This window comes from Pseudoalteromonas sp. US3C1004 (genome assembly GCF_048401065.1).
GTDB lineage: Bacteria > Pseudomonadota > Gammaproteobacteria > Enterobacterales > Alteromonadaceae > Pseudoalteromonas > Pseudoalteromonas undina.
Genome location: NZ_CP183073.1, coordinates 1,783,036 through 1,805,768, shown reverse-complemented (window position 1 = coordinate 1,805,768; position 22,733 = coordinate 1,783,036). Strand labels below are relative to the sequence as shown.

The window sequence follows — 22,733 nt, the reverse complement described above, 5'->3', positions numbered from 1 at the left end:
ACTACTTTTTCCTGATGATATTTAAAAATTCTAGCCCGATATTTTGCGCTAAAGTTGCATGTTTGGCAATAAAATTAGTATAACCGGCTACCCCAATTTAGCTTTTTACGTAGCACATTATAATAAGAATAATTTTTTGGGTGGATTAAGCGTAATTTTTTGTCAGCTTTACGTATAACTACCTCATCACCCGGTAATACGGCGAGTACAACATGGCTGTCACAGCTTACTTGTAAGCTATCAGTATTTTCTAAACTAAGCTTTAAACGCACTTCATTATCAGCATCCACCACTAAAGGGCGACTTGATAAAGTATGTGGAAACATCGGAACCAGTGACATTGCATTAAGCTCTGGTGTTAAAATAGGCCCACCGCCTGATAAAGAGTATGCCGTTGAGCCTGTTGGAGTCGACACAATCAAACCATCGGAGCGTTGAGAAAATACAAAGTCATCGTTTATAAAGGCTTCAAACTCAATCATATGTGCTACTTTATCAGCATGAAGCACTGCTTCGTTTACTGCAGAATTAGCGCTTTTAAGTTCATTATGACGATACACTTCAACTTCTAATAAAAAACGTTTTTCTTCAATGTAATCGCCGCTGAGTACCTGTTCTAAGCTACCCTCAAACCCTTCTGGATTCAAATCAGTTAAAAAGCCTAAATTACCTCTATTTACACCAATTACGGCTATATCAAAGCGAGCAAGCACCCGTGCAGCACCCAGCATGTTGCCATCGCCTCCAACCACAATCGCCAAGTCGGCACGCTCGCCTAAATCAACGAGCTTTACGAGTTTGTCGCTCGGTACATCACTAAGTTGACTCCCTGTACGTTTTTCAACAATCACCTCAAAGCCTAAAGCTAATAAAAACGTATGTAATCGTTGTAAAGTAGCGGCAGCATTAGGATGATTTGGCTTACCAATCAAGCCGATAGTGTTAAAGGGAGAGTCCATAATAAATACACTGAGAGTTCTAATATTTGTAGAGTAACCTAAAACAGAAGTGTTTGAAAACACAGATCTTAGTAATAACCAGCGGATTTAATTAATTCACTGTAAAATTTAGATTTATTGTATTTTTTATACTTGAAATAATAATACTTAGCCCCGATATAACAGCTATGCATAAAGATGTAGATAACATGAAACTAAACCCACGAGATCAGCAAATATTTGCCGCTGTTATGAGTATGTACTGTAATGGCGATGGCTTACCTGTGCCGTCAACAAAAATTGCAAAGCAAAAAGGTATGGCGGTATGCTCTGCCACTGTGCGTAACGCGATGGCGCGCCTTGAAAAAATAGGCTTGTTGTATTCACCACATACATCGGCTGGCCGAGTGCCAACCAATGATGGGTTTGACTATTGGTTTGATGAGTTTTTTACGCTCAATGATATTGCTAATTATTGGCAACCTGAGCAGGCACAATTGGTTGAGCTAGCGCATGGCTTGAGTCAACGTTACCAAGTATGCTGTTGTGTGGGGCTACCGCAGGTTAGAACACAGCAGGTATTTAGGGTAGAAGTGCTCGACTTTGATGCAAACAACTGGCTTATTTTACTCTTAGATAGAGCAGGGCAGAGCCACAATATTTGTATTAATAAGCCTCATGACCCTAGCGATAGCCAACGCTATGAATTTGCTACTTGGCTCAATACGGTTTTTAGTCAACAATCTTTAATTGAAGGCCTCTACCGAATGCAGGCAATGGCCAATACGGCTCCGCGTAATTGTCATGACTCTTTAACTCAATGGACCCGTGAGCTAAGCCAAAAATTAGGCTCAGATAACAGTATCGTTGTTGGCGAAAACTACCTTTATAAAAAAATAGATTGTGAGCAAAGCCTTAATATTGGTGTATCATTTTTAAATTTTGTTGAAGATAAACTCGCTTTTAAAAATGGGGTCTCTATTCTCAATACTGAAAACTTACCGTTCAGTAGCTGCGATGAACTCATTGTGATTAGTGTGCCGTATTTTCAAAATCAAGAATATCAGAGTCGCTTTTGTGTTATTTGTCCAAAATCAGCGCAATTAGAGAAAATAATCCAAGAATTTAAATTATTAGAGCCATTGAGCTCTTGAATCTTTTTATTCAATCCCCATAATTACCGCAGTTGTAAAGAATTGGAGCGTATATTTTATGTCTGAGCAGACACAAAACCCAGAGCAAGAAGTAGAACTGAACGAAGAAGTGACGCAAATGGAAGCTGACGTTGAGGCGGCAGTTGAAGCAGCAGAACAACATGCTGAGCAAGAGCAAAGCCCTGAAGCAGAAATTGCTATGTTATATGCCGAGCTTGAAACTGCAAAGCAAACTATTGCAGATCAAAAAGATAGCGTAGTTCGCGCTGCTGCAGATGTGGACAATATGCGTCGTCGCGCTGCACAAGATGTAGAAAAAGCACACAAATTTGCACTAGAAAAGTTTGCTAATGAATTACTCCCTGTTATAGATAACTTAGAGCGTGCTATTGAGTTTTCTGATAAAGAAAATGAAACGCTTAAGCCTTTACTTGAAGGCATTGATATGACAGTGAAAAGCTTTAACGACGCGGTAGCTAAATTTGGTGTTGAAATTGTAAACCCTCAAGGTGAGCAGTTTAACCCAGACTTTCATCAAGCAATGTCAATCCAACCAAGCAACGATGTAACCCCAAATACTGTTTTAGCAGTAATGCAAAAAGGTTACACATTAAACGGCCGTTTATTACGCCCTGCAATGGTTATGGTATCTAAAGCCGCTGACGCTTAATTAAGTATACAATTTAAAAATGCCTCATTATGAGGCATTTTTTTTGTCTTTAAAATAATGTATTAACTGCACCAGTATTGTCAGTACCACCGCACTAAACATTAAACTAGAAAATGGAACCGCACTTTGTGCATGCATTACCGCTAATATAGGGCCTACTAATGCGCCACTACCAAAACGCAAGGTGCCGATAACCGCCGTGGCAGTTCCGGTATTTTGTTCAAACTTCATCAAAATTAATGAATCTGCATTACTCGCTATTATGCCTAAGCTCATCATCAACGGGGCAATAGCCGCAACAATAAAGTAAAGCGATAGATGCAATACACTAAAACTGAGTAATGCTGTGCCAGAGATAAAACCACACATTAGCCCGTAATAAAGCATTTTTCGTGAGCCAATACGTGGCACTACGCGAGTATTTAAAAAGTTACCAAACATCAACGCCATTACATTAAAAGCGAATAGCAGACCAAACAATTGTTCCGATACTTTAAATAAGTCGAGGTAAATATATGGAACCGAGGTTAAAAAGCAAAAAAAGCCAAACGACACAAACATCGAGCTTAAAATATCAGCGCGGGCGTGCGGGTTGCTTAATACAATTTTGTAACTTGAAAAGAATAGCGATAACCCTTTTCGATCATTTTTAAATATCGGGATATCGATTAAATAACGCTGTACAAAAAGTAAAATTACAAAGCTATAAGCCGCTAAAACAATAAAAATAGTCGACCACAGCGAAAAGCCTAAAATAACTGAGCCGATAGAGGGGGCAAGTAAAGGCGCTATCATCATGATCATAGACACATACGACATACCCTTAGCGGTATTTTTTTGATATATGTGCCTTATTATCCCAGGAACGACAACCGTGGCAGCTGCCCCAGTAAATGCCTGTACCGCTCTTAACACCCAAAAAGTATGCACTTCAGTAGTAAATGCCAATGCGAGTGAACTTAAGCCAAATAAACTGAGCCCTATTCGCGCTAGTTTACGCCTGCCAATTTGATCGGCTATAGGGCCAAAAAATAACATGCCCAATGCATAACCTGCTAAATAGATACTCAACGAGATTTGAACATTTGGCATGCTAGTATTGAGATCGTTGGCAATTACCAGCATCGCCGGTAAGTACATATCGATGGCTAAAGGCGTGATTGCCACAATACTGGCTAATAAAGGCAATAAAATACGGGTATTAAAAGAAGAAGCCGAAGCGCTCATTTAAAAACTCAAAACAACGAATATAGGTTGGGCAGTATAGCAGGGCAATGGCGTTGGATAAACTTAGTTTGCCTGCTAACTTAATTGTTTAATCGCAAAAAGCAAAGATTTTAAACTAACACCGCGTTTGCTATTCTATACTTAATAAAACAATGATCTAGGGTAACATAATGAAGAAATTGGTTTTGGCAGTACTTGCTAGTGCAGTATTAGTAGGTTGTAAAACATCACCAACTGGACGAACGCAAATTGCGCTTTACTCAGACCAACAAATGAGTCAGATGGGCACTGCCAGTTTTGCAGAAATGAAAAAAAATCAGCCGGTAAATAAAGACCCAAAAGTAAACAGTTACGTCAATTGTATTGCTGATAAAGTAGTAGCCGTTCTACCAACAGATTATGCATCTCAAAACTGGGAAGTGGTGGTATTTGAAGATGAATCTGCAAACGCCTTTGCATTGCCAGGTGGTTATATTGGGGTGCACACTGGACTATTAAAAATTGCTACAAACCAAGATCAGCTTGCAACTGTTTTAGGTCATGAAGTCGGTCATGTGATTGCAGAGCACTCAAATGAACGTGTTTCACAAAGCTCTATTTTACAAACTGGAATGAAAGTGGGCAGTGCGGCGCTTGAAATGGGCAACGTGCAATACCGCAATGAAATTATGCAAGGACTTGGTCTTGGCGCTCAATATGGTGTGGTTTTACCGTTTAGTCGTTCACATGAGACAGAAGCTGACGTTATTGGTTTAGATTTAATGGCGCAAGCAGGTTTCAACCCTAAAGAGTCTGTTACGCTTTGGCAAAATATGAGTCAAGCGGGCAGTGGGGCAACGCCAGAGTTTTTATCAACTCACCCAGCACCAACGAGCCGTATTGCAAATTTACAATCGCAAATGGATAAAGCGCTTAGTGAGCAAAAAGCAGCTAAAGCACAAGGTAAAAATCCGCAGTGTAAGTTTTAACAAAACCTTATAAGCTCGTTTAACATTAGTTTGCGAGCTTAATCAAACTAACTTGAAAATGAGAACATGTAGTTTGTAATAGGCTAAATAGGAAAATTCAAGGATGAAAAAAATAGTTGTAATCATTAGCGTTGTTTTGATCAGCTTAGTTACAGTTTTCAGTATATTATCCAGTAAGCGTCATAATTCAACCCTGCTTACACCAACAGAAGCCAATGTTGATATTAAAAAGCCAAAAGTTAATTTCGGGAATAACACAAACGCCAAAAATATTTATGTTAAACAGCCATTTCCTACTGATATCCCGAATGAGGAGCAATGCAAAGAGCTAAATTATAAGCAGTATCAGTTACGAGATAATAATGAACGTGATATTGAGCTAAAAGCTTCACAAGCATTTAAAAACGGGTATACAGCAAAGCAGGTCGCCGAGGCAATATGGTTTTCGAGTTACTGGTCAGTGGCTAAAACTTGGTACGATAAAGCGGCATTAGCAAAGTCAGTTGAAAAGTTGCTTCCGATTTTACAATCAATACCGAATAGTGAAAGATTAATTGCTCAATACGATTACGTTAACGCACCGGACTTAAATATAACAACTGTTGTTGATTACACTGACCTTTTGGATATACTTTGGAAAAACTTGCCCACAGATACGATTTACAAAAAGGTCAGCTCAACAAATACCTCTGCCGTTGAAATTTTTAACGAAATTGAACGGACTTTTTCAGAAATTCCATATGATGTACTTAACAATAATCAACTTTCTCCTTTAAATTCAATTTTAAATCTGTTGTTGACTAAACAGCAGCTACAATCCGCTATTATGCTTTTGCAGCGTTACCCTGATTTAAAGTTATCAGATGTAAGCTTCGATAATAAATTAGCATTGAATTTTCTCACTATTATAGGTGGTGAAGATTATGAAATTACTAATCCAACAGAGCATAAATTGTTCTTAACTCTTTTAGGGTTATTAGAGAAGCAGGTTTTTTATCAAAAAATCACACACCCTTGGTTTAGTAACGAAAAGGTCAATAAGGGGGTTGAGAAATTAAATAACGAAGGGATCGTTATTAAAATCGTTTTAATCGATGATATAGAGAAACCGAACCCTATATTGCAACTGAATATAAAAGAATCCGTATTAACTGACGAACAACAACTGGACCTCAAAAAGTGTCAATCAACGACGGATTGGCTTGCAAGCCGTGAATTAACACCCAATGAAATTGAAACATTTAAAGATCAGCCTTTTATTGCAAAGATTAAATCTTCATCTGAATTTAAGCACTGTAAAAATAAAAAAGCTTTACATAACTCTCCGTTAATAAATAGTCAGATTACTACAGTGAGTAAGATAATTAATCAAGCAATTGGTAATCAAAACACCTCATTACAAGAACTCGATTTAGAAACCTTAGATTTACCTGTTTTGTTACCTGAAACAAAATCTATTTTAGCAGTTATTTTTGCTCGAGATTACCTGCAAGCAACTAGCTTAAATGAGCAAGAAATTATATCTAGACTAAGTAATGTTGGTTTAAAACCGTTAAGTAGTCATTCGGAATTATTAGGAGGGTTGGCAGGATTAAAAGGATTAACATTGTGGCTTAATTCATTAAATTTCGAGCAGTTAAAAGATGCGCAGAGTTTATTGAATAGTTTTGCAGCTGAAGGCGTTTTTGACCCCTTCGATATATTAAACACTAGGCTGGGTGGCGTTGCTTTTGATAATAAGAATGAATTGGATCCTCTTTATTTCTTTATCCAAAATTATTCGGAACTCTCTATTCATTCCGGTGATCCAATTACCTATGAAAATAAAAAAAATAAAGCATTTATAGACTTTTTTATTCGCAATGGAGTTCACATTGAATCGCAACATCTTCGAGCTTCATTTGCTCTCAAAATCCGATCTAAAGAAGGCTATAACCGTCTGATAACACATTTTCCTGAGTTAGAAGTAAAGAGCGGGGACGACTACTTCTCAGTTAATTGCCGATAGGTTAACAATTAGATAAAACATATATTTTTGAACTTAAAAAAGTGCGAAATGGTTCGCACTTTTTAATTTACTTTGTTATTTAAAAAGTCCACTCTAAATGAACTTGCGGTACTGATTCGCTGACATCTGTACCAAGTTTGTTATGCCAGTACTGCCACTCCATACCTAACAGTAATGTGTTTTCTTTCATCTCTAGCGCATGCCCCATATCCCATACAATAATAGGTTGAGCTAAAAACCAAGCGCGTACGTCATTACCAAACTCATCTTCACGCTCAGCAATATATTCCGCATGACCCTTAACACTAAATTTTTGTGAGCCAATCATAAATGGATATTCAAAAGCAACGTCAAACATCCAGCTGTTGGTTTCAATTGGCGCACCGCCTTCAGCAACACCTTCACTATCATCAATGTAGGCAGTCACAAGGGTTGATAAGAAATTAAAACCAGGCACATCCCAGCTTAATTTTACACCCGGTAAGTATTTAACAACTTTAGCATCGCCTGCGGCATTAATACCCATGGTTAGGCCAACATCAACGAGCGCACCTGACGCTACTTTTTCGTCCATAACGGCCGATAAGCTAAGCGTAGAATAACCTTCAAAGTAAAAGTCTTGATCTTGGTAGTTATCGTCATTGCCATCAGTGCTGTAATCAATAAAGAAAAAGTTATCCCCATAGTCATGGCCTGAAGCATGTTGCAATGAATAAACCGTGGTGCTTGATTTTTGTTCAGTGAACGGGTTTTTATGATTACCGTTGTTAATATGAAGCGCAGTACTGCTCCAATTAGCAGCAGTAGCTGTTGAACTTAAGGCACACGCACTAAGTGCAACGAGAGGAAGTAAGTTTTTAATTTTCATAACCATATTTTATGTGACACGCTGAATACCACATTATAGCAAAGACGGTTAATTTGTTAATTATTTATTGTCATAAACAGTGTACTAGCATGTGGCTAATACACTGTTTAAAGAAGATTTAAGCTTTATTACGACGTAAACAAATAACCGCAATAGCGGTAAAAGCTAAAATAAAGCAGTAGTAAGATGAGGTTGATACTTCCCACGGGCTAATTTTAAATGTAGCACCAAGCAGAAGTGCTTGTGCGCCGTAAGGTAAAGACCCTTGGGTAACACAGGCAAAAATATCTAATAAACTGGCAGAACGTTTACCACTAATTTCGCCATCGTCAGCTAGCTTTTTAGCAATAGGGCCAGTCACAATAATAGACACTGTGTTGTTAGCAATACACATATTGCTGGTTAGCACTAATGCAGCTATCCCTAACTGATCCGCTACCTTGCGATGCCATTTTGCAATGACCTTAGTGATTGCTTGAATTTTTTGCGCGATGTAGTCGAGGCCGCCATTAATACGAATAAACTCAGAGAGGCCACCAATAAACATAGACAGTAAAAATATTTCCTGCATGTCGCTAAAACCTTGGTAAATATCTTTTACAAAGCTGGCGCCTTCATAGCTTCCGGTAAAGCCCATCAATGCGGCGAAAACAATACCGCTTAACAGTACTACAAATACATTAAAGCCCATTACTGCCAGTACTAAAATAAAGGCATAAGGAAGCACCAATAAAATATCGTAGTCTTTAGTTTCAACAACTTGCGCAGCTGGCGTTAAAAATAACAACAGTGCAATAGTAAGGATAGCGGCTGGAATCGCAATTTTAAGATTTTCTTTAAACTTATCTTTCATTTCACAGCCTTGCGTGCGGGTAGCTGCAATCGTAGTGTCAGAAATTATTGATAGGTTATCACCAAACATAGCGCCAGATACAATGGTACCGGCCATTAATGCGGGATCAATCCCTGTTTTCATTGATACTGCATAAGCAATTGGGCCAATAGCACCGATAGTTCCCATTGATGTGCCCATCGCAGTAGAGATAACCGCGGCAATTAAAAACAAACCAGGCAGAAGTAATGAAGGGGGAATAAGTGAGAGACCAGCATTAACAACCGCGTCAACGCCACCGGTTGCCCCTGCAACCGCAGAAAAAGCACCTGCTAATAAATAGATAAGACACATGGTAATAATATTGTTATTACCCACGCCTTTAATAAAGGTTTCTACACTTTGATTAATACTGGCTTTATTTAAAATAAAGGCTAAAACAATCGCAGGTAAAATAGCGACCGGTGCTGGGAGTTGATAAAATGCATAATCAACCCCTTGAGATTGCAAATATAAGCCTGAGCCTAAAAAAATAGCAACAAAGGTGAGTAGGGGGAGCAAAGAAAATCTTGCTTTATTTTTATCAAATGATGGCTGCATCATAATCCTCGTTAATTATTCATAGCAATCGAAATCGATTGATATATTAAACAGCCAAAGCATCCCTCTTTTAGCTGAATTTAGTTGTTTGTTTTACTATCTAACCAGATAAGTAACTCAACAGCGCCCGCAAGCCAAAGACCAAATCGGCGCAAAAAAGAAGTTTAAATGTATAGATGGCTAAATGCAAAGGCTATCTGTTATAATTATGAGGGTCTGTTGATCTTTCAAGGTTAAATTTGCAGCAGTCTGTTTGGTATTTAGGCAAGGCAGAGCCTATGTGGTGTGGTATTCCCCATAAATAGGCGATAACGCAGCATCAATGCCAAACAGGCGCTGCCTAGGAGCGATTTACTCTTTGTTGCTCGGTTTTTACTTAGCCCACTAGGTTACAAACCTCGCGCCACGATTAAACCGCTCCTAGTTTAAACAAATTTTAATCCGCAAAGGTCAACAGACCCTAAAATAATCGAAGCTTTTTTATAAGCTTTCCTGACTATTACATGAGTTTTAGATAAAATCTAGCTAACTAAAAAATACATAGGTTGTAAAAAGATGAATCGAGTAGGTGTGTTTGGTGCGAATGGCCGTATGGGCCTGGCACTTTTAGAAGCAGCAACAATCAATAAAAATTCACAATTAGCGGCGGCCTATGTACGCAGTGAGTCTGAGTTAGTCGGTCTATCGGTTAATCAACTTAATAGTGCAGCGGCTAAAGACATTCACTTTAGCAGTGAACAGCAGGTTGAAAATGTAGATGTGCTTATAGACTTTACCCTTCCACAAGGCATGAGAAATCACTTAAAAACAGCTGTTGAGAAAAAAACACCTATGGTAATTGGCACCACTGGCTTAACTCATGATGATATGGCTCTATTAACAGATGCCGCTAAACATATCCCGATCGTATTTGCGCGTAATTATAGCGTGGGCGTAAATTTACTGCTTAACTTAGTGCAAACAGCAGCGACAAAATTAGGCGATGATTTAGATATTGAAATTTTTGAAGCGCATCATCGCCATAAAATCGATGCGCCATCGGGTACAGCATTAGCTATTGGCGAGTCGATTGCACAGGCTAAAGGGTGGGATCATGATGAGGTTGCTGTTTATGATCGTAACAACATAGAGCAGGCCAAATCACAAAATGAAATTGGCTATTCGGTGCTAAGAGGCGGCGATATAGTAGGTGAACACACGGCCTACTTCGCTACAATGGGCGAAAGACTTGAATTAACCCATAAAGCAAGTTCTCGAATGACCTTCGCCCTAGGTGCTATAAGAGCTGCGCAGTGGTTGAAAAATAAACCAGCAGGACTTTATGATATGCAAGATGTGCTAGATTTAAAGTAGTTAAGTTCCTTTTTTAACGCTTTGAGGTGGTTTTTTGTTATAACCACTTATTTATTGCAATTTACTAATTAGCGTTAGACCTAAAAGCCAACTTCATGTAGAATGCAGCCAATTTGCCAAAAATTACTAAATGCGTGTTTCCAATTATACTCATATGGTTAGCAAAACCGGGGTTTGTGTGGGAATAAAAAGAGTTTTAGGCAAGAAAAATGAATGAAGGTTTAGTGGTTTACATCGGCATCATTTAAGACTGCGTAAAACAATTTAAGCTCACAGAAATCAGGTTTTGACCAATTATTTGGGTATTGGCGGGGTGTTAAGCAATTTGTTTACTCCCGTTTTTTACTGTTAGGAGGTTTAACTTGACTAAATCCGCTCTGTTAGTCCTAGAAGACGGCACAGTGTTTCGCGGTACTGCAATCGGCGCTGACGGCATGTCAGTCGGTGAAGTAGTATTCAATACGTCTATGACTGGTTATCAAGAAATTTTGACTGATCCATCGTACGCGGAACAAATCGTAACTTTGACGTACCCACATATCGGTAATACGGGTACCAACAGCGAAGACGAAGAAGCGAGTCACATTTGGGCTAAAGGCCTAGTGATCCGTGATTTGCCACTGCTAGCAAGTAATTTTCGTAACGAGCAATCGTTAGATGATTACTTAAAAGAACGTAATATTTTAGGTATTGCGGACATCGACACCAGAAAACTAACCCGTATTTTGCGTGACAAAGGCGCACAAAATGGCTGTATTGTTGCTGGTGACGAACTAGACGAGAAAAAAGCGCTCGAAGCCGCGCAAGCCTTCCCAGGCTTAAAAGGTATGGATTTAGCAAAAGTTGTCTCAACCAAGGAAAATTTTGAGTGGCGCGAATCAAGCTGGACATTAGGCGAGGGGTTTAAAACCTTACACGCTGATGATGAAAAGTTTCATGTTGTTGCCTACGACTTCGGTGTTAAACGTAACATTTTACGTATGCTTGTTGATCGTGGTTGTAAACTGACCGTTGTCCCAGCACAAACCTCTGCCGCTGACGTACTAGCCTTAAACCCAGATGGTATTTTCTTATCAAACGGCCCTGGCGATCCTGAGCCATGTACTTATGCCATTGATGCAATTAAAACCTTTTTAGAAACCGACACGCCAATTTTTGGTATTTGTTTAGGGCATCAACTACTAGCACTTGCCTCAGGTGCTAAAACAGTAAAAATGAAGTTTGGCCACCATGGTGGTAACCACCCAGTTAAAGATCTTGACCGCGATGTTGTAATGATCACTGCACAAAACCACGGTTTTGCTGCAGATGAAGCCACATTACCAGATAACTTACGTGCTACGCACAAATCGTTATTTGACGGTACATTGCAAGGTATTCATCGTACAGATAAACCAGCATTTAGCTTCCAAGGTCACCCTGAAGCGAGTCCTGGTCCGCACGATGCAGCCCCATTATTTGACCACTTCATCGATTTGATGCAAGCGCGTAACCACTAATTTAACCGGAGTAATAATGCCAAAACGTACCGACATAAAAAGCATTCTTATCTTAGGCGCAGGCCCAATTGTAATTGGTCAAGCTTGTGAATTTGACTACTCTGGTGCTCAAGCGTGTAAAGCACTTAGAGAAGAAGGCTATAGAGTTATATTAGTTAACTCAAACCCTGCAACTATCATGACTGACCCAGAAATGGCCGATGCAACATACATCGAACCAATTCACTGGGAAGTGGTAGAAAAAATCATTGAAAAAGAAAAGCCAGATGCTGTCCTGCCTACAATGGGTGGCCAAACAGCATTAAACTGTGCGCTTGATTTAGACAAGCATGGTGTATTGGCTAAGCATGGCGTTGAGCTTATTGGCGCAACGGCTGATGCAATCGATAAAGCAGAAAACCGTGAACGCTTTGATGTTGCTATGCGTAACATCGGCCTTGAATGTCCACGTGCTGAGATTGCCCATTCAATGGATGAAGCGCGCGATACCATGACCCGTATCGGCTTACCGTGTATTATTCGTCCTTCTTTCACAATGGGCGGCACCGGTGGCGGTGTGGCTTACAACATGGAAGAGTTTGAAGAAATCTGTGAGCGCGGTTTAGACCTTTCACCAACCAGCGAGTTATTAATTGATGAATCGTTAATTGGTTGGAAAGAATACGAAATGGAAGTTGTTCGTGACAAAAAAGACAACTGCATCATCGTTTGTTCTATTGAAAACTTTGACCCAATGGGTGTGCACACAGGTGACTCAATTACTGTTGCGCCAGCACAAACATTAACAGACAAAGAATACCAAATCATGCGTAATGCCTCTATGGCCGTATTGCGTGAAATTGGTGTTGAAACCGGCGGTTCAAACGTACAATTTGGTGTAAACCCAGTTGATGGACGTATGGTTATCATTGAAATGAACCCACGTGTATCACGTTCATCGGCCCTAGCGTCTAAAGCAACGGGTTTCCCAATTGCTAAAATTGCAGCAAAATTGGCTGTAGGTTACACACTTGATGAGCTTCAAAACGATATTACTGGCGGTAAAACACCAGCATCGTTTGAACCTTCAATCGATTACGTGGTAACAAAAATTCCTCGCTTTAACTTTGAAAAATTTGCCGGTGCAAACGACCGTTTAACAACGCAAATGAAATCAGTAGGCGAAGTAATGGCGATTGGTCGTAACCAACAAGAGTCATTACAAAAAGCATTACGTGGTTTAGAAGTAGGCGCAACGGGCTTTAACCCAATTGTGGCGCTTGACGACCCGAAAGCAAAAGAAAAAATCATTCGTGAATTACGTGAGCCAGGTGCAGAGCGTATTTGGTACATTGCCGATGCAATGCGCCATGGTATGAGTGTTGAAGATGTGTTCGAATTAACTAAGATTGACCCTTGGTACTTAGTACAAATTGAAGACATCCTAAAAGATGAAGCTAAAATTTCAGAAGTCGGTATGGCCGGCTTAAATGCGGACTTCTTGCGTAAACTTAAACGCAAAGGCTTTGCAGATCCGCGTATTGCAGAAATTGCCGGTGTGTCAGAAGCTGAAATTCGTAAAAAGCGCCATCAACTCAATATTGTACCTGTATACAAACGCGTTGATACGTGCGCCGCAGAATTTAGCTCAGACACTGCTTACATGTACTCATCATACGATGAAGAATGTGAAGCTAATGCATCTGACCGTGATAAAATCATGGTAATTGGTGGCGGTCCTAACCGTATCGGCCAAGGTATTGAATTTGATTACTGTTGTGTACACGCAGCCCTTGCGCTTCGCGAAGACGGCTACGAAACCATCATGGTTAACTGTAACCCTGAAACGGTTTCTACCGATTACGACACATCTGATCGTTTATACTTTGAGCCAATTACGCTTGAAGACGTACTAGAAATTGTACGTGTTGAAAAGCCAAAAGGCGTTATCGTGCAGTACGGTGGTCAAACACCACTTAAACTAGCGCGTGAGCTTGAAGCTAACGGCGTGCCTGTTATTGGTACTTCACCTGATGCCATTGACCGTGCAGAAGACCGTGAGCGTTTCCAACAACTTGTTGAGCGTTTAGACTTACTGCAACCAGAAAATGCGACGGTTACCTCTACTGAAGAAGCACTACTTAAATCAGTTGAAATTGGTTTCCCACTGGTAGTACGTCCTTCGTACGTATTAGGTGGTCGTGCGATGGAAATTGTATACGATGAGCAAGACTTGCGTCGTTACATGACCGAAGCCGTATCTGCATCAAATGAAGCGCCAGTATTACTAGACCGTTTCTTAGATAACGCGATAGAAGTTGACGTTGACGCAATTTGCGACGGCGAGCAAGTGATTATTGGCGGCATCATGGAGCATATTGAACAAGCAGGCGTTCACTCTGGTGACTCAGCATGTTCATTACCAGCTCACTCGCTTACGCAAGAAGTGCAAGATGTGATGCGTAAGCAAGTAACTGATATGGCACTTGAACTTGGCGTAGTTGGTTTGATGAATACGCAGTTTGCGGTTAAAGATGGCAAAGTGTATCTTATCGAAGTAAACCCACGTGCAGCACGTACAGTTCCATTTGTATCTAAAGCAACGGGTGTAGCACTTGCAAAAGTAGCGGCGCGTTGTATGGCGGGTCAATCTTTAGCAAGCCAAGGCATTACTAAAGAAGTGATTCCACCTTACTACAGCGTAAAAGAAGTGGTATTGCCATTTGCTAAGTTCCAAGGTGTGGATCCTATCCGTGGACCTGAAATGCGCTCAACGGGTGAAGTAATGGGTGTTGGTGATACTTTCGCCGAAGCGTTTGCAAAAGCACAATTAGGTGCAAGCAACACTTTACCACGTGGTGGTCGCGCGTTACTATCTGTACGTAATAGCGATAAGCCACGTATTGTAGAACTAGCAAAAACTATGACAGACCTTGGTTTTGAGCTAGACGCAACAGGTGGGACAGCTGCTGCACTTGAAGATGCTGGAATTACGGTTCGCCGTGTAAATAAAGTATACGAAGGTCGTCCGCACATTCTTGATAGAATCAAAAATGGCGAGTATAGCTATATCGTTAATACCACCGAAGGTCGCCAAGCGATTGAAGATTCGAAGGTGTTACGTCGTGGTGCATTGCAGCACAAAACCAATTATACTACGACATTGAATGCGGCATTTGCTAACTGTACTGCTAACCAAGCAGATGACCGCAGTAAAGTGACGTCTGTTCAAGAACTACACCTGCGATTGAACTAAGGAAATGTGCCAAGGCCATAACCATGGCCTTGGGATTAAGTGAGAAAAGTATGCAATCAATTCCAATGACAGTTCGTGGCGCAAAATTATTGCGCGATGAGCTTAACGAATTAAAAACTGTTACCCGTCCAAAAATTGTATCTGATATTGCTGATGCACGTGAACACGGTGACTTAAAAGAAAATGCTGAGTATCACGCTGCGCGTGAGCAACAGGGTTTTTGTGAAGGCCGTATTCAAGAAATTGAAGCAAAACTTTCAAACATGCAGATGATTGACGTAACAAAGATGCCTAATACAGGTAAAGTGATTTTTGGGACTACAGTAACCATCGTTAATGTTGAAACCGACGCTGAAGTTAAATATCAGATTGTTGGCGATGATGAAGCAGATATTAAAAGTAATTTAATTTCTGTTAATTCACCAATTGCTCGCGGCTTAATTGGTAAACAAGCGGATGACGCTGTGATTATCAAAACGCCAAAAGGTGATGTAGAGTACGAAATCATTGAGGTTGAGTATATTTAATTAGTTAACTCACTTTAACGTTTTATAAAAACCAGTGCTTAGTAATAAGCACTGGTTTTTTTATGCTTGGTTTTTATATTTGGTTTAGAATCGGTTGAATATTATTCATTGTTTGTAAATGTAGGCTATGTTGTTATGGTAGTAACCTATTCTTCAATAAGGAAATAATATGGCAAATATACTGTATCCGGCACCTTTAACAGTGGGATCTAAAATCGCCGTGTGTTCTTTATCAGCGGGGATCAAATCAAAATACCATCCACGGTTAGATATTGTCATTAATGGCTTAAAACATCGAGGTTATCAGATTGTTGAGGGGGAGTTTTTACGTCAAAACGAGCCGCGAACTCAACTTACAGCTAAGCAGCATGCCAAGCAATTAATGGACTTTTTATTAGATGATGAAATAGATGCGATCATGCCGCCAATGGGCGGAGAGCTGGCAATGGAAATATTGCCTCTGCTTGATTTTAGCGCAATTAAAAACGCTAAACCTAAATGGTTAGTGGGCTATTCAGATGTCAGTACGATTGCTTGTGCACTGACAGCAAAATGTAATTGGGCAACACTGCATAGTGCTAATTTAATTCAATTACACCCTGATGAAAAAGACCCGTATTGTTTACAAATTTTTGAAAGCCTAAGCTATGAGGCTAGCAGTGAGTTTGAGCAAGCCCCCTCGACTAACCATCAACATAGCAAGCCTGATTACGCACAAAACCCGAATGCATTATTTGATCACAGCGTTCCCACACAATGGCAATGTTTAAATTACACCGATAAGCGCAGTATTGAAATGTCAGGGCGGTTGTTTGGTGGGTGTCTTGATACGGTTGGGCTGTTACTTGATTCGCCTTTTTTAGCTCTGCATGAGTTTAAAAAGCACAATGCCTCGCAAGGTATTGTACTTTATTTAGAAAGCTCAGAGCTCACGCCAGCGACCGTTGCAAGGTTTTTATTGTCACTTAAATTAGCGGGCATGTTTGATGATATAAATGGGGTGATTATTGGTCGTCATGTGACCTTACAAGGGCAAGACCCAGGGTTTGATTATCGCCAAGGCTTAAATGCCGCTTTTGGTGGGTGTTTATTTCCGGTGATCATTGATGCTGATATTGGCCACATTCCTCCTAATTTAAACTTAGTTAATGGTGCATTATGCACTGTTACCGCAGATGTTGAACAAGGCAAAGTGCTCAGTGCATCTGTGGTCACAAAACTAGCCTAGTAATAATAAACTGCTCACTTACTATTTAAAGTGAGCAGTTATGACTTATAAAACCTGAATAATTTGTTCTTTGCTTAAACGTGATTTTGGCAGTTTAGCATTGTAGTCTTCTTCTGCGTCATGGTAGCCCAGCGCAAGTGCGACATCACAGATGTAGCCGTCTAATTCGCTTGCGAACTCCTCACCAATCAGTTGTGCATCAACGCCTTCCATCGGTGTGGTATCAATCCCTAAGCGTGCTGCTGCATGCATAGTATTGCCTAAAGCAATGTAGGTTTGTGCTTTAGTCCAGGCGGCATTATTACCCTGCTCATCGGTATTTAAATCCACAAACGCAAAGGCGCCAAAAGCTTGCTCGCGGTTTTCTGTTTGAGTTCGGCCATTTTTTATATCAGCATCAATTACTTGGCCATAGTTTTCACGGGTATATTGCGGATTATGAGCGAATAAAATAATGTGTGATGCCGCTTTAATGTGTGGCTGATTAAATTGAAACTTATTAGCAAAGGTACTGTGCATACGCTCTTTTGCGGCATCAGATTCAATCACAATAAATTTCCAAGGCTGTGAATTAATTGACGAAGGAGAAAGACGCATAGCATTATACAATACCGCTAAATCGTCTTGAGAAATACGCTTTGTAGAATCATAACGTTTAGCGGTGTGGCGGCTTTCAAGATCGCGAATAATAGGGTGAGTCATAGTCTCTCCATAATAAAAAAGGGCTGATAAATAGTGTTCATTGAGTGTATGAGCAGCATAATACAATTTGCTTTATTTAAAATAAACAGCATAATTATTGAATCATTATCAAATAAAAATAGATAATATGCAGGTTGATGACTTAAAACTGATTTTAAAAGTAGCTGAGTGTCGAAGCATTACGCTAGCAGCAGCCAAGTTAGATATGCGCACAGCAACGGCCAGTGCTGCTATTAAGCGTGTAGAGTTGGCACTTGGCTGTGAATTATTTATTAGAACCACTCGTCATTTGCGTTTATCTAGTGCAGGGGAGCGATACATTCCCCAATGCGAACAAGCTTTGGCCGTGCTTGAAACGGCAAGGCAAAACCTTAAAGGAGAACATGATGCCATTGAAGGGGAGTTACGGGTAGCTACCTCATCTGATTTAGGGCGCAACTTAGTGATCCCTTGGATTGATGAAGTCATGGATAAGTACCCAAGCGTGAGCTTGCGTACGCACATTAGCGACAGTAATATCGACTTTTATCGCGATTCGGTTGATATAGCACTACGTTATGGCTCACCCAGTGATAGTAGTGTATATGGATTTAAAATTTGCAACGTACCGCGACTACTCTGTGCTACACCTACCTATTTAGCTAAATATGGTGAGCCAGAGCACCCAGATGATTTAGCGCAGCATCACGGATTATTTTACCAGCTGCAAGATATTATCAATAATGTGTGGGAATTTACCGACGGGCAAAAAAAATACAAAGTTAAAATGCAGGGCAGACGAGCTTCAAACGATGGCGATTTAGTCAGGCGTTGGTGTGTTGCAGGTAAAGGTTTAGCAGTTAAATCAGCGTTAGATATTGCCGATGACTTATTAAACAAACGGGTTGTTACTGTGATGAATAATTACCAGCATACCTGTGGTGAGCTGTGGCTCATTTGCCCAAGCAGGCAATCGATTACTCCGGCTGTACGACTATTGCGTGATGTGTGCAGAGAAAAAACCGCTCACATATTGAATCAGCTAGTAAAGCAGGGGATTGTTGATAAACGTATATTAATTAACGAGTAACAAATACACGTTTAGTAACGTTAACTTAAATAGTTTTTAAAAAACGCCAATTAAACCCTTTATGAGGAATATGTTTAGGCTGAGGGAGGCACTTAGCTGTACCTTTCCTAAATATGATTATTAAATATCATCACGTAAAAGGCATAAAAACGAGTAATTTATTGTATTCATCATAGGATATTTTTAATTACACAGTTATATGTTGAGTAACATAGATAAAGCTAACCCAGTAATGAGTAATAAAAATCCGATAATTTGTGTAGCTATATCTCTTTTGCGAACAAGGGTTTGTGCTATAGGGCTAGTTAGTTTACGAGTAAGAAAGTTTGCAGGGATTAAGCGAATGCTTGCAAAGCCCATAAAACAAAAGCCAAAACCAATGAGAAAGCTCGAATAGGTGGAGTTAATAATGCCACCAGTAAACGTAAATAAAGCGATCAAATAAAGTAACATACTTGGCCAATGTATTACTCTTTTATTCATAGTCAGTCCCTGATAATCCTTCATCAAATCCGAGTAAAAAATCTAACCCTACAAATGCAAAAGAAATAGTTATTGCACCTAATAGCATTAAATTGCGGTTGTTCTTTTTGTAACCCAAAGTAGTCAATATGGCAAATAGTTGAATGCTATTTTTTAACTATAAATAAAAAGCTCGGCATAATAATGCCGAGCTTTTTTGGTTGGGATTTTACTTAATTAACTATTGGTCGTTGCTGGTTGGCCATCGACGATAGGGTCTTTACCGCGCCACTTTCGAATTATGCGTTTTGTATCCTCAAGCGCAACATACTGACACGGTATAAGAATAAGCGTAATTACTGTGGCAAACAGGACACCAAAGGCGAGTGATACGGCCATAGGTATTACAATTTTTGCTTGTAAACTGGTTTCCATAATAATGGGCATTACGCCAATAAAAGTAGTAACAGAGGTTAGTAATATCGCTCTAAAGCGACGCGCTCCGGCTTGCATTACCGCTTCTTTTATTGCCACACCTTCTGCACGGGCTTTGTTTACAAAATCCACCATAACAAGTGAATCATTAACCACTATACCGGCTACAGCGATAATGCCGAACATTGATAGCCCGCTCATGGTCATACCTAAAGCCATATGACCGAACATAGCACCCACAACACCAAATGGGATCACCGACATAATAATCAGTGGCTGAGAATATGAGCGAAGCGGGATGGCCAGTAGCGCAAAAATAATCATTAATGAGATTGCAAAATCACGTAGTTGTTCATTCGCACTTTCCATCTCTTCTTGAATACGCCCAGCCACATTACTTTTTACACCAGGGTAGTTTTTAAGAAGTGCAGGTAAGTAAACATCACGAATTTCTTGTGCAATAGCAAATGGCTCTACTTCGTCGCTATTGACCGCAGCCCATACATTAACAGTACGATTTGAGTTTTCACGTCTGATACTGCTTACGCCGTCAACTAGCTTGACTATAGCTATTTCACTCAAAGAAACTTCAGCGCCCGCAGGAGTGATAATACGCGTATCTTGAATGTTGCTAATAGAGTTGCGCTCGCTTTGCGGGTAGCGAATCATTACTTTGATTTCTTCACCTTCACGTAAAATACGCTGTGCTTCAAGGCCGTAATAACTAAAACTAACTTGAGAGGCCACATCAGCTAGGGTTAAGCCCATACTGTAAGCAAGTGGTTTTAAATCAAGTTGTACTTCGTCGGTGGCACTTTGCAGTGAGTCATTTACATCACCCACGCCTTCCATACTTTGTAACTTAGCTTTTAGTTTGCTAGATACTTCTTTTAGCTCGTCGGCATTTTTTCCTTCGAGTCTAAAGCTAACGTCGCCATCATCACGACCACCACCAAAAATACTATCTTGAATAGTGAGTGTTTTAAGCCCCGGTAGCGGCGGCATTTTTTCACGCCACATAGTGCTTAGCTCAAACGTATCAATAGGGCGCAAATGAGGCTCTACTAAAATGGCCATAATACTCGCATTAGTTCGACCACGCAGACTAACAGACAAATCACGGATCATAGATTGGCCATACTGCTGCTCTAGTTCTTTGTCGACGCTCAGTAAGACATTTTCTATTTTACGCGCTGTTTCAAGGGTTGCTTGCTCAGAAGAGGCAAGGTTCATTTCTAGCGATATACGCGGAAAATCATGCGGAATTTTAGGGTTTGGTACAAATTTAACCATACCACCGGCAAAGAGTCCTGCACTGACGATTAAAATACATAAAAAGCCAATAATCACGGTATAGCGATAATGGATACAACGACCGATAAATGGAGTGTAATAATGTTCAACAAAATGCTTTAAGCCACTATCAACAGCATTACGTAATTTATGTAATGGGTTTTTAGGATTAGGCTTACGCGGGTTCATTGCTGCGATGTGTGCAGGTAAAATTAGTTTTGATTCAATCAGTGAAAAAATTAAGCATAAAATAATTACTACACCAATTGCTTTCGAAAACGCAGCGCTTGGGCCTGAAGCCATTGCTTGAGGTAAAAATGCAGCAATAGTGGTTAGTACACCAAAGGTTGCTGGCATGGCTACACGTTTTACACCACGAATAACGTTGTTAAGTGAGTGCCCATGTTTTTCAATTTCAGCACTGGCCGACTCACCTACAACAATGGCATCATCAACCACAATCCCCAAAACAATAATAAAGGCAAACAAAGACACCATATTAATAGTAATGTCTAAAAAGCCGATAGGCATAAATAAGAATGCCCCTAAGAAAGACACTGGTAGGCCCATCATTACCCAAAACGCTAATCTAAGTGGTAAAAACAGCGCTAATACCAGCATAACTAAAATACCGCCCCACACCATGTTATCGACCATCATGTCGAGGCGACCTTCAAGGTAGTAGGTTAAATCAACGATGGGTGATAACTTAACGCCTGCAGGAAGTTGATCGGCTTTGTCAGCTAGGTATTTTTTAAGGACTTTAGCAACAACGGTAATGTCTTGATCTTTTGAGGCATCAATTTCAAACGACAGTGAATTTTTGCCATTGTATTTAGAATAAAGTAAGCCTTCTTCAAAGCCATCATTAATGGTGGCTACATCGCCTAATTTAATTTGAGCACCGTCTGGTAATGTAATTAGCGGTAACTTTTCAAATTCACCGCCACGATAGGCTTGCTTTTCGACACGCATCGAAATGTAGCCAGTATCAGAGCGAATTTGACCAGCCGACATATTAGTAGAAAAGCTTTGCACCGCATTAGAAACATCTCTAAACGTGAGTCCGTATTCGCGAAGTTTATCAGGGCTAATTTCAATACCAATTTCGTAGTCTAAGCCACTGTAAAAATCAACTAGGTTTACATGAGGAAGGTTTTGTAATTCATCTTTAATATCATTACCAAGTTCTTTTAACTGGTAATAACTCATATCACCATAAAGCGCGAGTATCATTACTTCTTGTTGAAATTTTTCACGCTGAACAACAGGGCGTTCCATACCCGCAGGAAACGTATTAATTGAATCTACTTGCGCTTTTATTTCATCTAGCGCTTCTTTGGCGTCATATTTTTCTTCAATCTCAACCCAGGCTTGTGCATAGCCTCGATTAGAGTAAGTGATTAGACGTTTAATACCTTCGGTACCTTCAAGGTTTTCTTCAATTTTTATAGTAATGCCTTCTTCCACCTCTTGTGGAGCAGCACCAGGGTAAATAGCTTGTATACTTACCCAGTTACTTTCAAATTGAGGAAAGGCTTGTTTACGAATTGTCAGCGCGGTTAACAACCCGCCAATCAAGACAAAAATCATGATTAGGTTAGCAGCAACGGGGTTACGCGCAAACCACGCAATTAACCCTTTTTCATCAGTTGTGGTCATTGC

General features: G+C 40.1%; 17 protein-coding genes. 10 read left to right on the top strand and 7 right to left on the bottom strand.

Annotation, left to right across the window (positions count from 1 at the left end):
- Nucleotides 1-74: 74 nt before the first annotated feature.
- The gene (nadK, locus tag ACNSN3_RS08365; RefSeq protein ID WP_008464501.1) at nt 75-959 is read right to left on the bottom strand and encodes an NAD(+) kinase; all 885 of its coding nucleotides are present in this window, start codon (nt 957-959) and stop codon (nt 75-77) included.
- Between the two features lie 167 nt (nt 960-1,126).
- Between nadK and ACNSN3_RS08360 the strand changes: the two genes are divergently transcribed.
- Together ACNSN3_RS08360 and grpE are read left to right on the top strand one after the other, a co-directional pair.
- Nucleotides 1,127-2,092 carry a hypothetical protein gene (locus tag ACNSN3_RS08360; protein ID WP_008113140.1) on the top strand — a complete coding sequence of 322 codons (966 nt, stop codon included), beginning with the start codon at nt 1,127-1,129 and terminating at the stop codon, nt 2,090-2,092.
- Nucleotides 2,093-2,150: 58 nt separating this feature from the next.
- Nucleotides 2,151-2,762: a nucleotide exchange factor GrpE gene (gene grpE, locus ACNSN3_RS08355; RefSeq protein WP_008113139.1), complete on the top strand. Its 612-nt coding sequence runs from the start codon at nt 2,151-2,153 to the stop codon at nt 2,760-2,762.
- A 27-nt stretch (nt 2,763-2,789) separates the two neighbouring features.
- On the opposite strand, the gene ACNSN3_RS08350 is transcribed toward grpE, so the two are convergent.
- Nucleotides 2,790-3,989, bottom strand: a complete 1,200-nt coding sequence (locus ACNSN3_RS08350; protein ID WP_054201106.1) for a Bcr/CflA family efflux MFS transporter — start codon at nt 3,987-3,989, stop codon at nt 2,790-2,792.
- A gap of 170 nt (nt 3,990-4,159) precedes the next feature.
- On the opposite strand from ACNSN3_RS08350, the gene ACNSN3_RS08345 reads away from it, so the two are divergent.
- Together ACNSN3_RS08345 and ACNSN3_RS08340 are read left to right on the top strand one after the other, a co-directional pair.
- Nucleotides 4,160-4,957: a M48 family metallopeptidase gene (locus ACNSN3_RS08345; protein WP_054201105.1), complete on the top strand. Its 798-nt coding sequence runs from the start codon at nt 4,160-4,162 to the stop codon at nt 4,955-4,957.
- Between the two features lie 103 nt (nt 4,958-5,060).
- On the top strand, nt 5,061-6,965 hold the full coding sequence (locus ACNSN3_RS08340) for a hypothetical protein (RefSeq protein WP_418606994.1): 1,905 nt from the start codon (nt 5,061-5,063) through the stop codon (nt 6,963-6,965).
- Nucleotides 6,966-7,044: 79 nt separating this feature from the next.
- Here the strand turns inward: ACNSN3_RS08340 and ACNSN3_RS08335 are convergent, their stop codons facing one another.
- Together ACNSN3_RS08335 and ACNSN3_RS08330 are read right to left on the bottom strand one after the other, a co-directional pair.
- Nucleotides 7,045-7,833: a nucleoside-binding protein gene (locus ACNSN3_RS08335; RefSeq protein WP_418606992.1), complete on the bottom strand. Its 789-nt coding sequence runs from the start codon at nt 7,831-7,833 to the stop codon at nt 7,045-7,047.
- Nucleotides 7,834-7,951: 118 nt separating this feature from the next.
- Nucleotides 7,952-9,265 carry a Na+/H+ antiporter NhaC family protein gene (locus ACNSN3_RS08330; RefSeq protein WP_010388632.1) on the bottom strand — a complete coding sequence of 438 codons (1,314 nt, stop codon included), beginning with the start codon at nt 9,263-9,265 and terminating at the stop codon, nt 7,952-7,954.
- Nucleotides 9,266-9,820: 555 nt separating this feature from the next.
- Between ACNSN3_RS08330 and dapB the strand changes: the two genes are divergently transcribed.
- From dapB to ACNSN3_RS08305, 5 genes are all read left to right on the top strand, one after another.
- A complete protein-coding gene (dapB, locus tag ACNSN3_RS08325; RefSeq protein WP_109874504.1) occupies nt 9,821-10,618 on the top strand; it encodes a 4-hydroxy-tetrahydrodipicolinate reductase in 798 nt (265 codons plus the stop codon).
- Nucleotides 10,619-10,980: 362 nt separating this feature from the next.
- Nucleotides 10,981-12,117 (top strand): glutamine-hydrolyzing carbamoyl-phosphate synthase small subunit, encoded by a 1,137-nt coding sequence (carA, locus tag ACNSN3_RS08320; protein ID WP_008113125.1) that lies wholly within the window; start codon nt 10,981-10,983, stop codon nt 12,115-12,117.
- A gap of 16 nt (nt 12,118-12,133) precedes the next feature.
- Nucleotides 12,134-15,352 carry a carbamoyl-phosphate synthase large subunit gene (gene carB / locus ACNSN3_RS08315; RefSeq protein WP_055012948.1) on the top strand — a complete coding sequence of 1,073 codons (3,219 nt, stop codon included), beginning with the start codon at nt 12,134-12,136 and terminating at the stop codon, nt 15,350-15,352.
- Nucleotides 15,353-15,402: 50 nt separating this feature from the next.
- The gene (gene greA / locus ACNSN3_RS08310; protein WP_010388635.1) at nt 15,403-15,879 is read left to right on the top strand and encodes a transcription elongation factor GreA; all 477 of its coding nucleotides are present in this window, start codon (nt 15,403-15,405) and stop codon (nt 15,877-15,879) included.
- A gap of 169 nt (nt 15,880-16,048) precedes the next feature.
- Complete coding sequence (locus ACNSN3_RS08305; protein WP_418606989.1) at nt 16,049-17,107, top strand: S66 family peptidase; 1,059 nt, start codon at nt 16,049-16,051, stop codon at nt 17,105-17,107.
- A 45-nt stretch (nt 17,108-17,152) separates the two neighbouring features.
- Here the strand turns inward: ACNSN3_RS08305 and ACNSN3_RS08300 are convergent, their stop codons facing one another.
- On the bottom strand, nt 17,153-17,809 hold the full coding sequence (locus tag ACNSN3_RS08300; protein WP_138596657.1) for a nitroreductase family protein: 657 nt from the start codon (nt 17,807-17,809) through the stop codon (nt 17,153-17,155).
- A gap of 127 nt (nt 17,810-17,936) precedes the next feature.
- On the opposite strand from ACNSN3_RS08300, the gene ACNSN3_RS08295 reads away from it, so the two are divergent.
- On the top strand, nt 17,937-18,878 hold the full coding sequence (locus ACNSN3_RS08295) for a LysR family transcriptional regulator (RefSeq protein ID WP_418609056.1): 942 nt from the start codon (nt 17,937-17,939) through the stop codon (nt 18,876-18,878).
- Nucleotides 18,879-19,073: 195 nt separating this feature from the next.
- On the opposite strand, the gene ACNSN3_RS08290 is transcribed toward ACNSN3_RS08295, so the two are convergent.
- Nucleotides 19,074-19,361 carry a hypothetical protein gene (locus tag ACNSN3_RS08290; protein WP_418606987.1) on the bottom strand — a complete coding sequence of 96 codons (288 nt, stop codon included), beginning with the start codon at nt 19,359-19,361 and terminating at the stop codon, nt 19,074-19,076.
- A gap of 216 nt (nt 19,362-19,577) precedes the next feature.
- A complete protein-coding gene (locus tag ACNSN3_RS08285) occupies nt 19,578-22,730 on the bottom strand; it encodes an efflux RND transporter permease subunit (RefSeq protein ID WP_418606985.1) in 3,153 nt (1,050 codons plus the stop codon).
- Nucleotides 22,731-22,733: the final 3 nt, after the last annotated feature.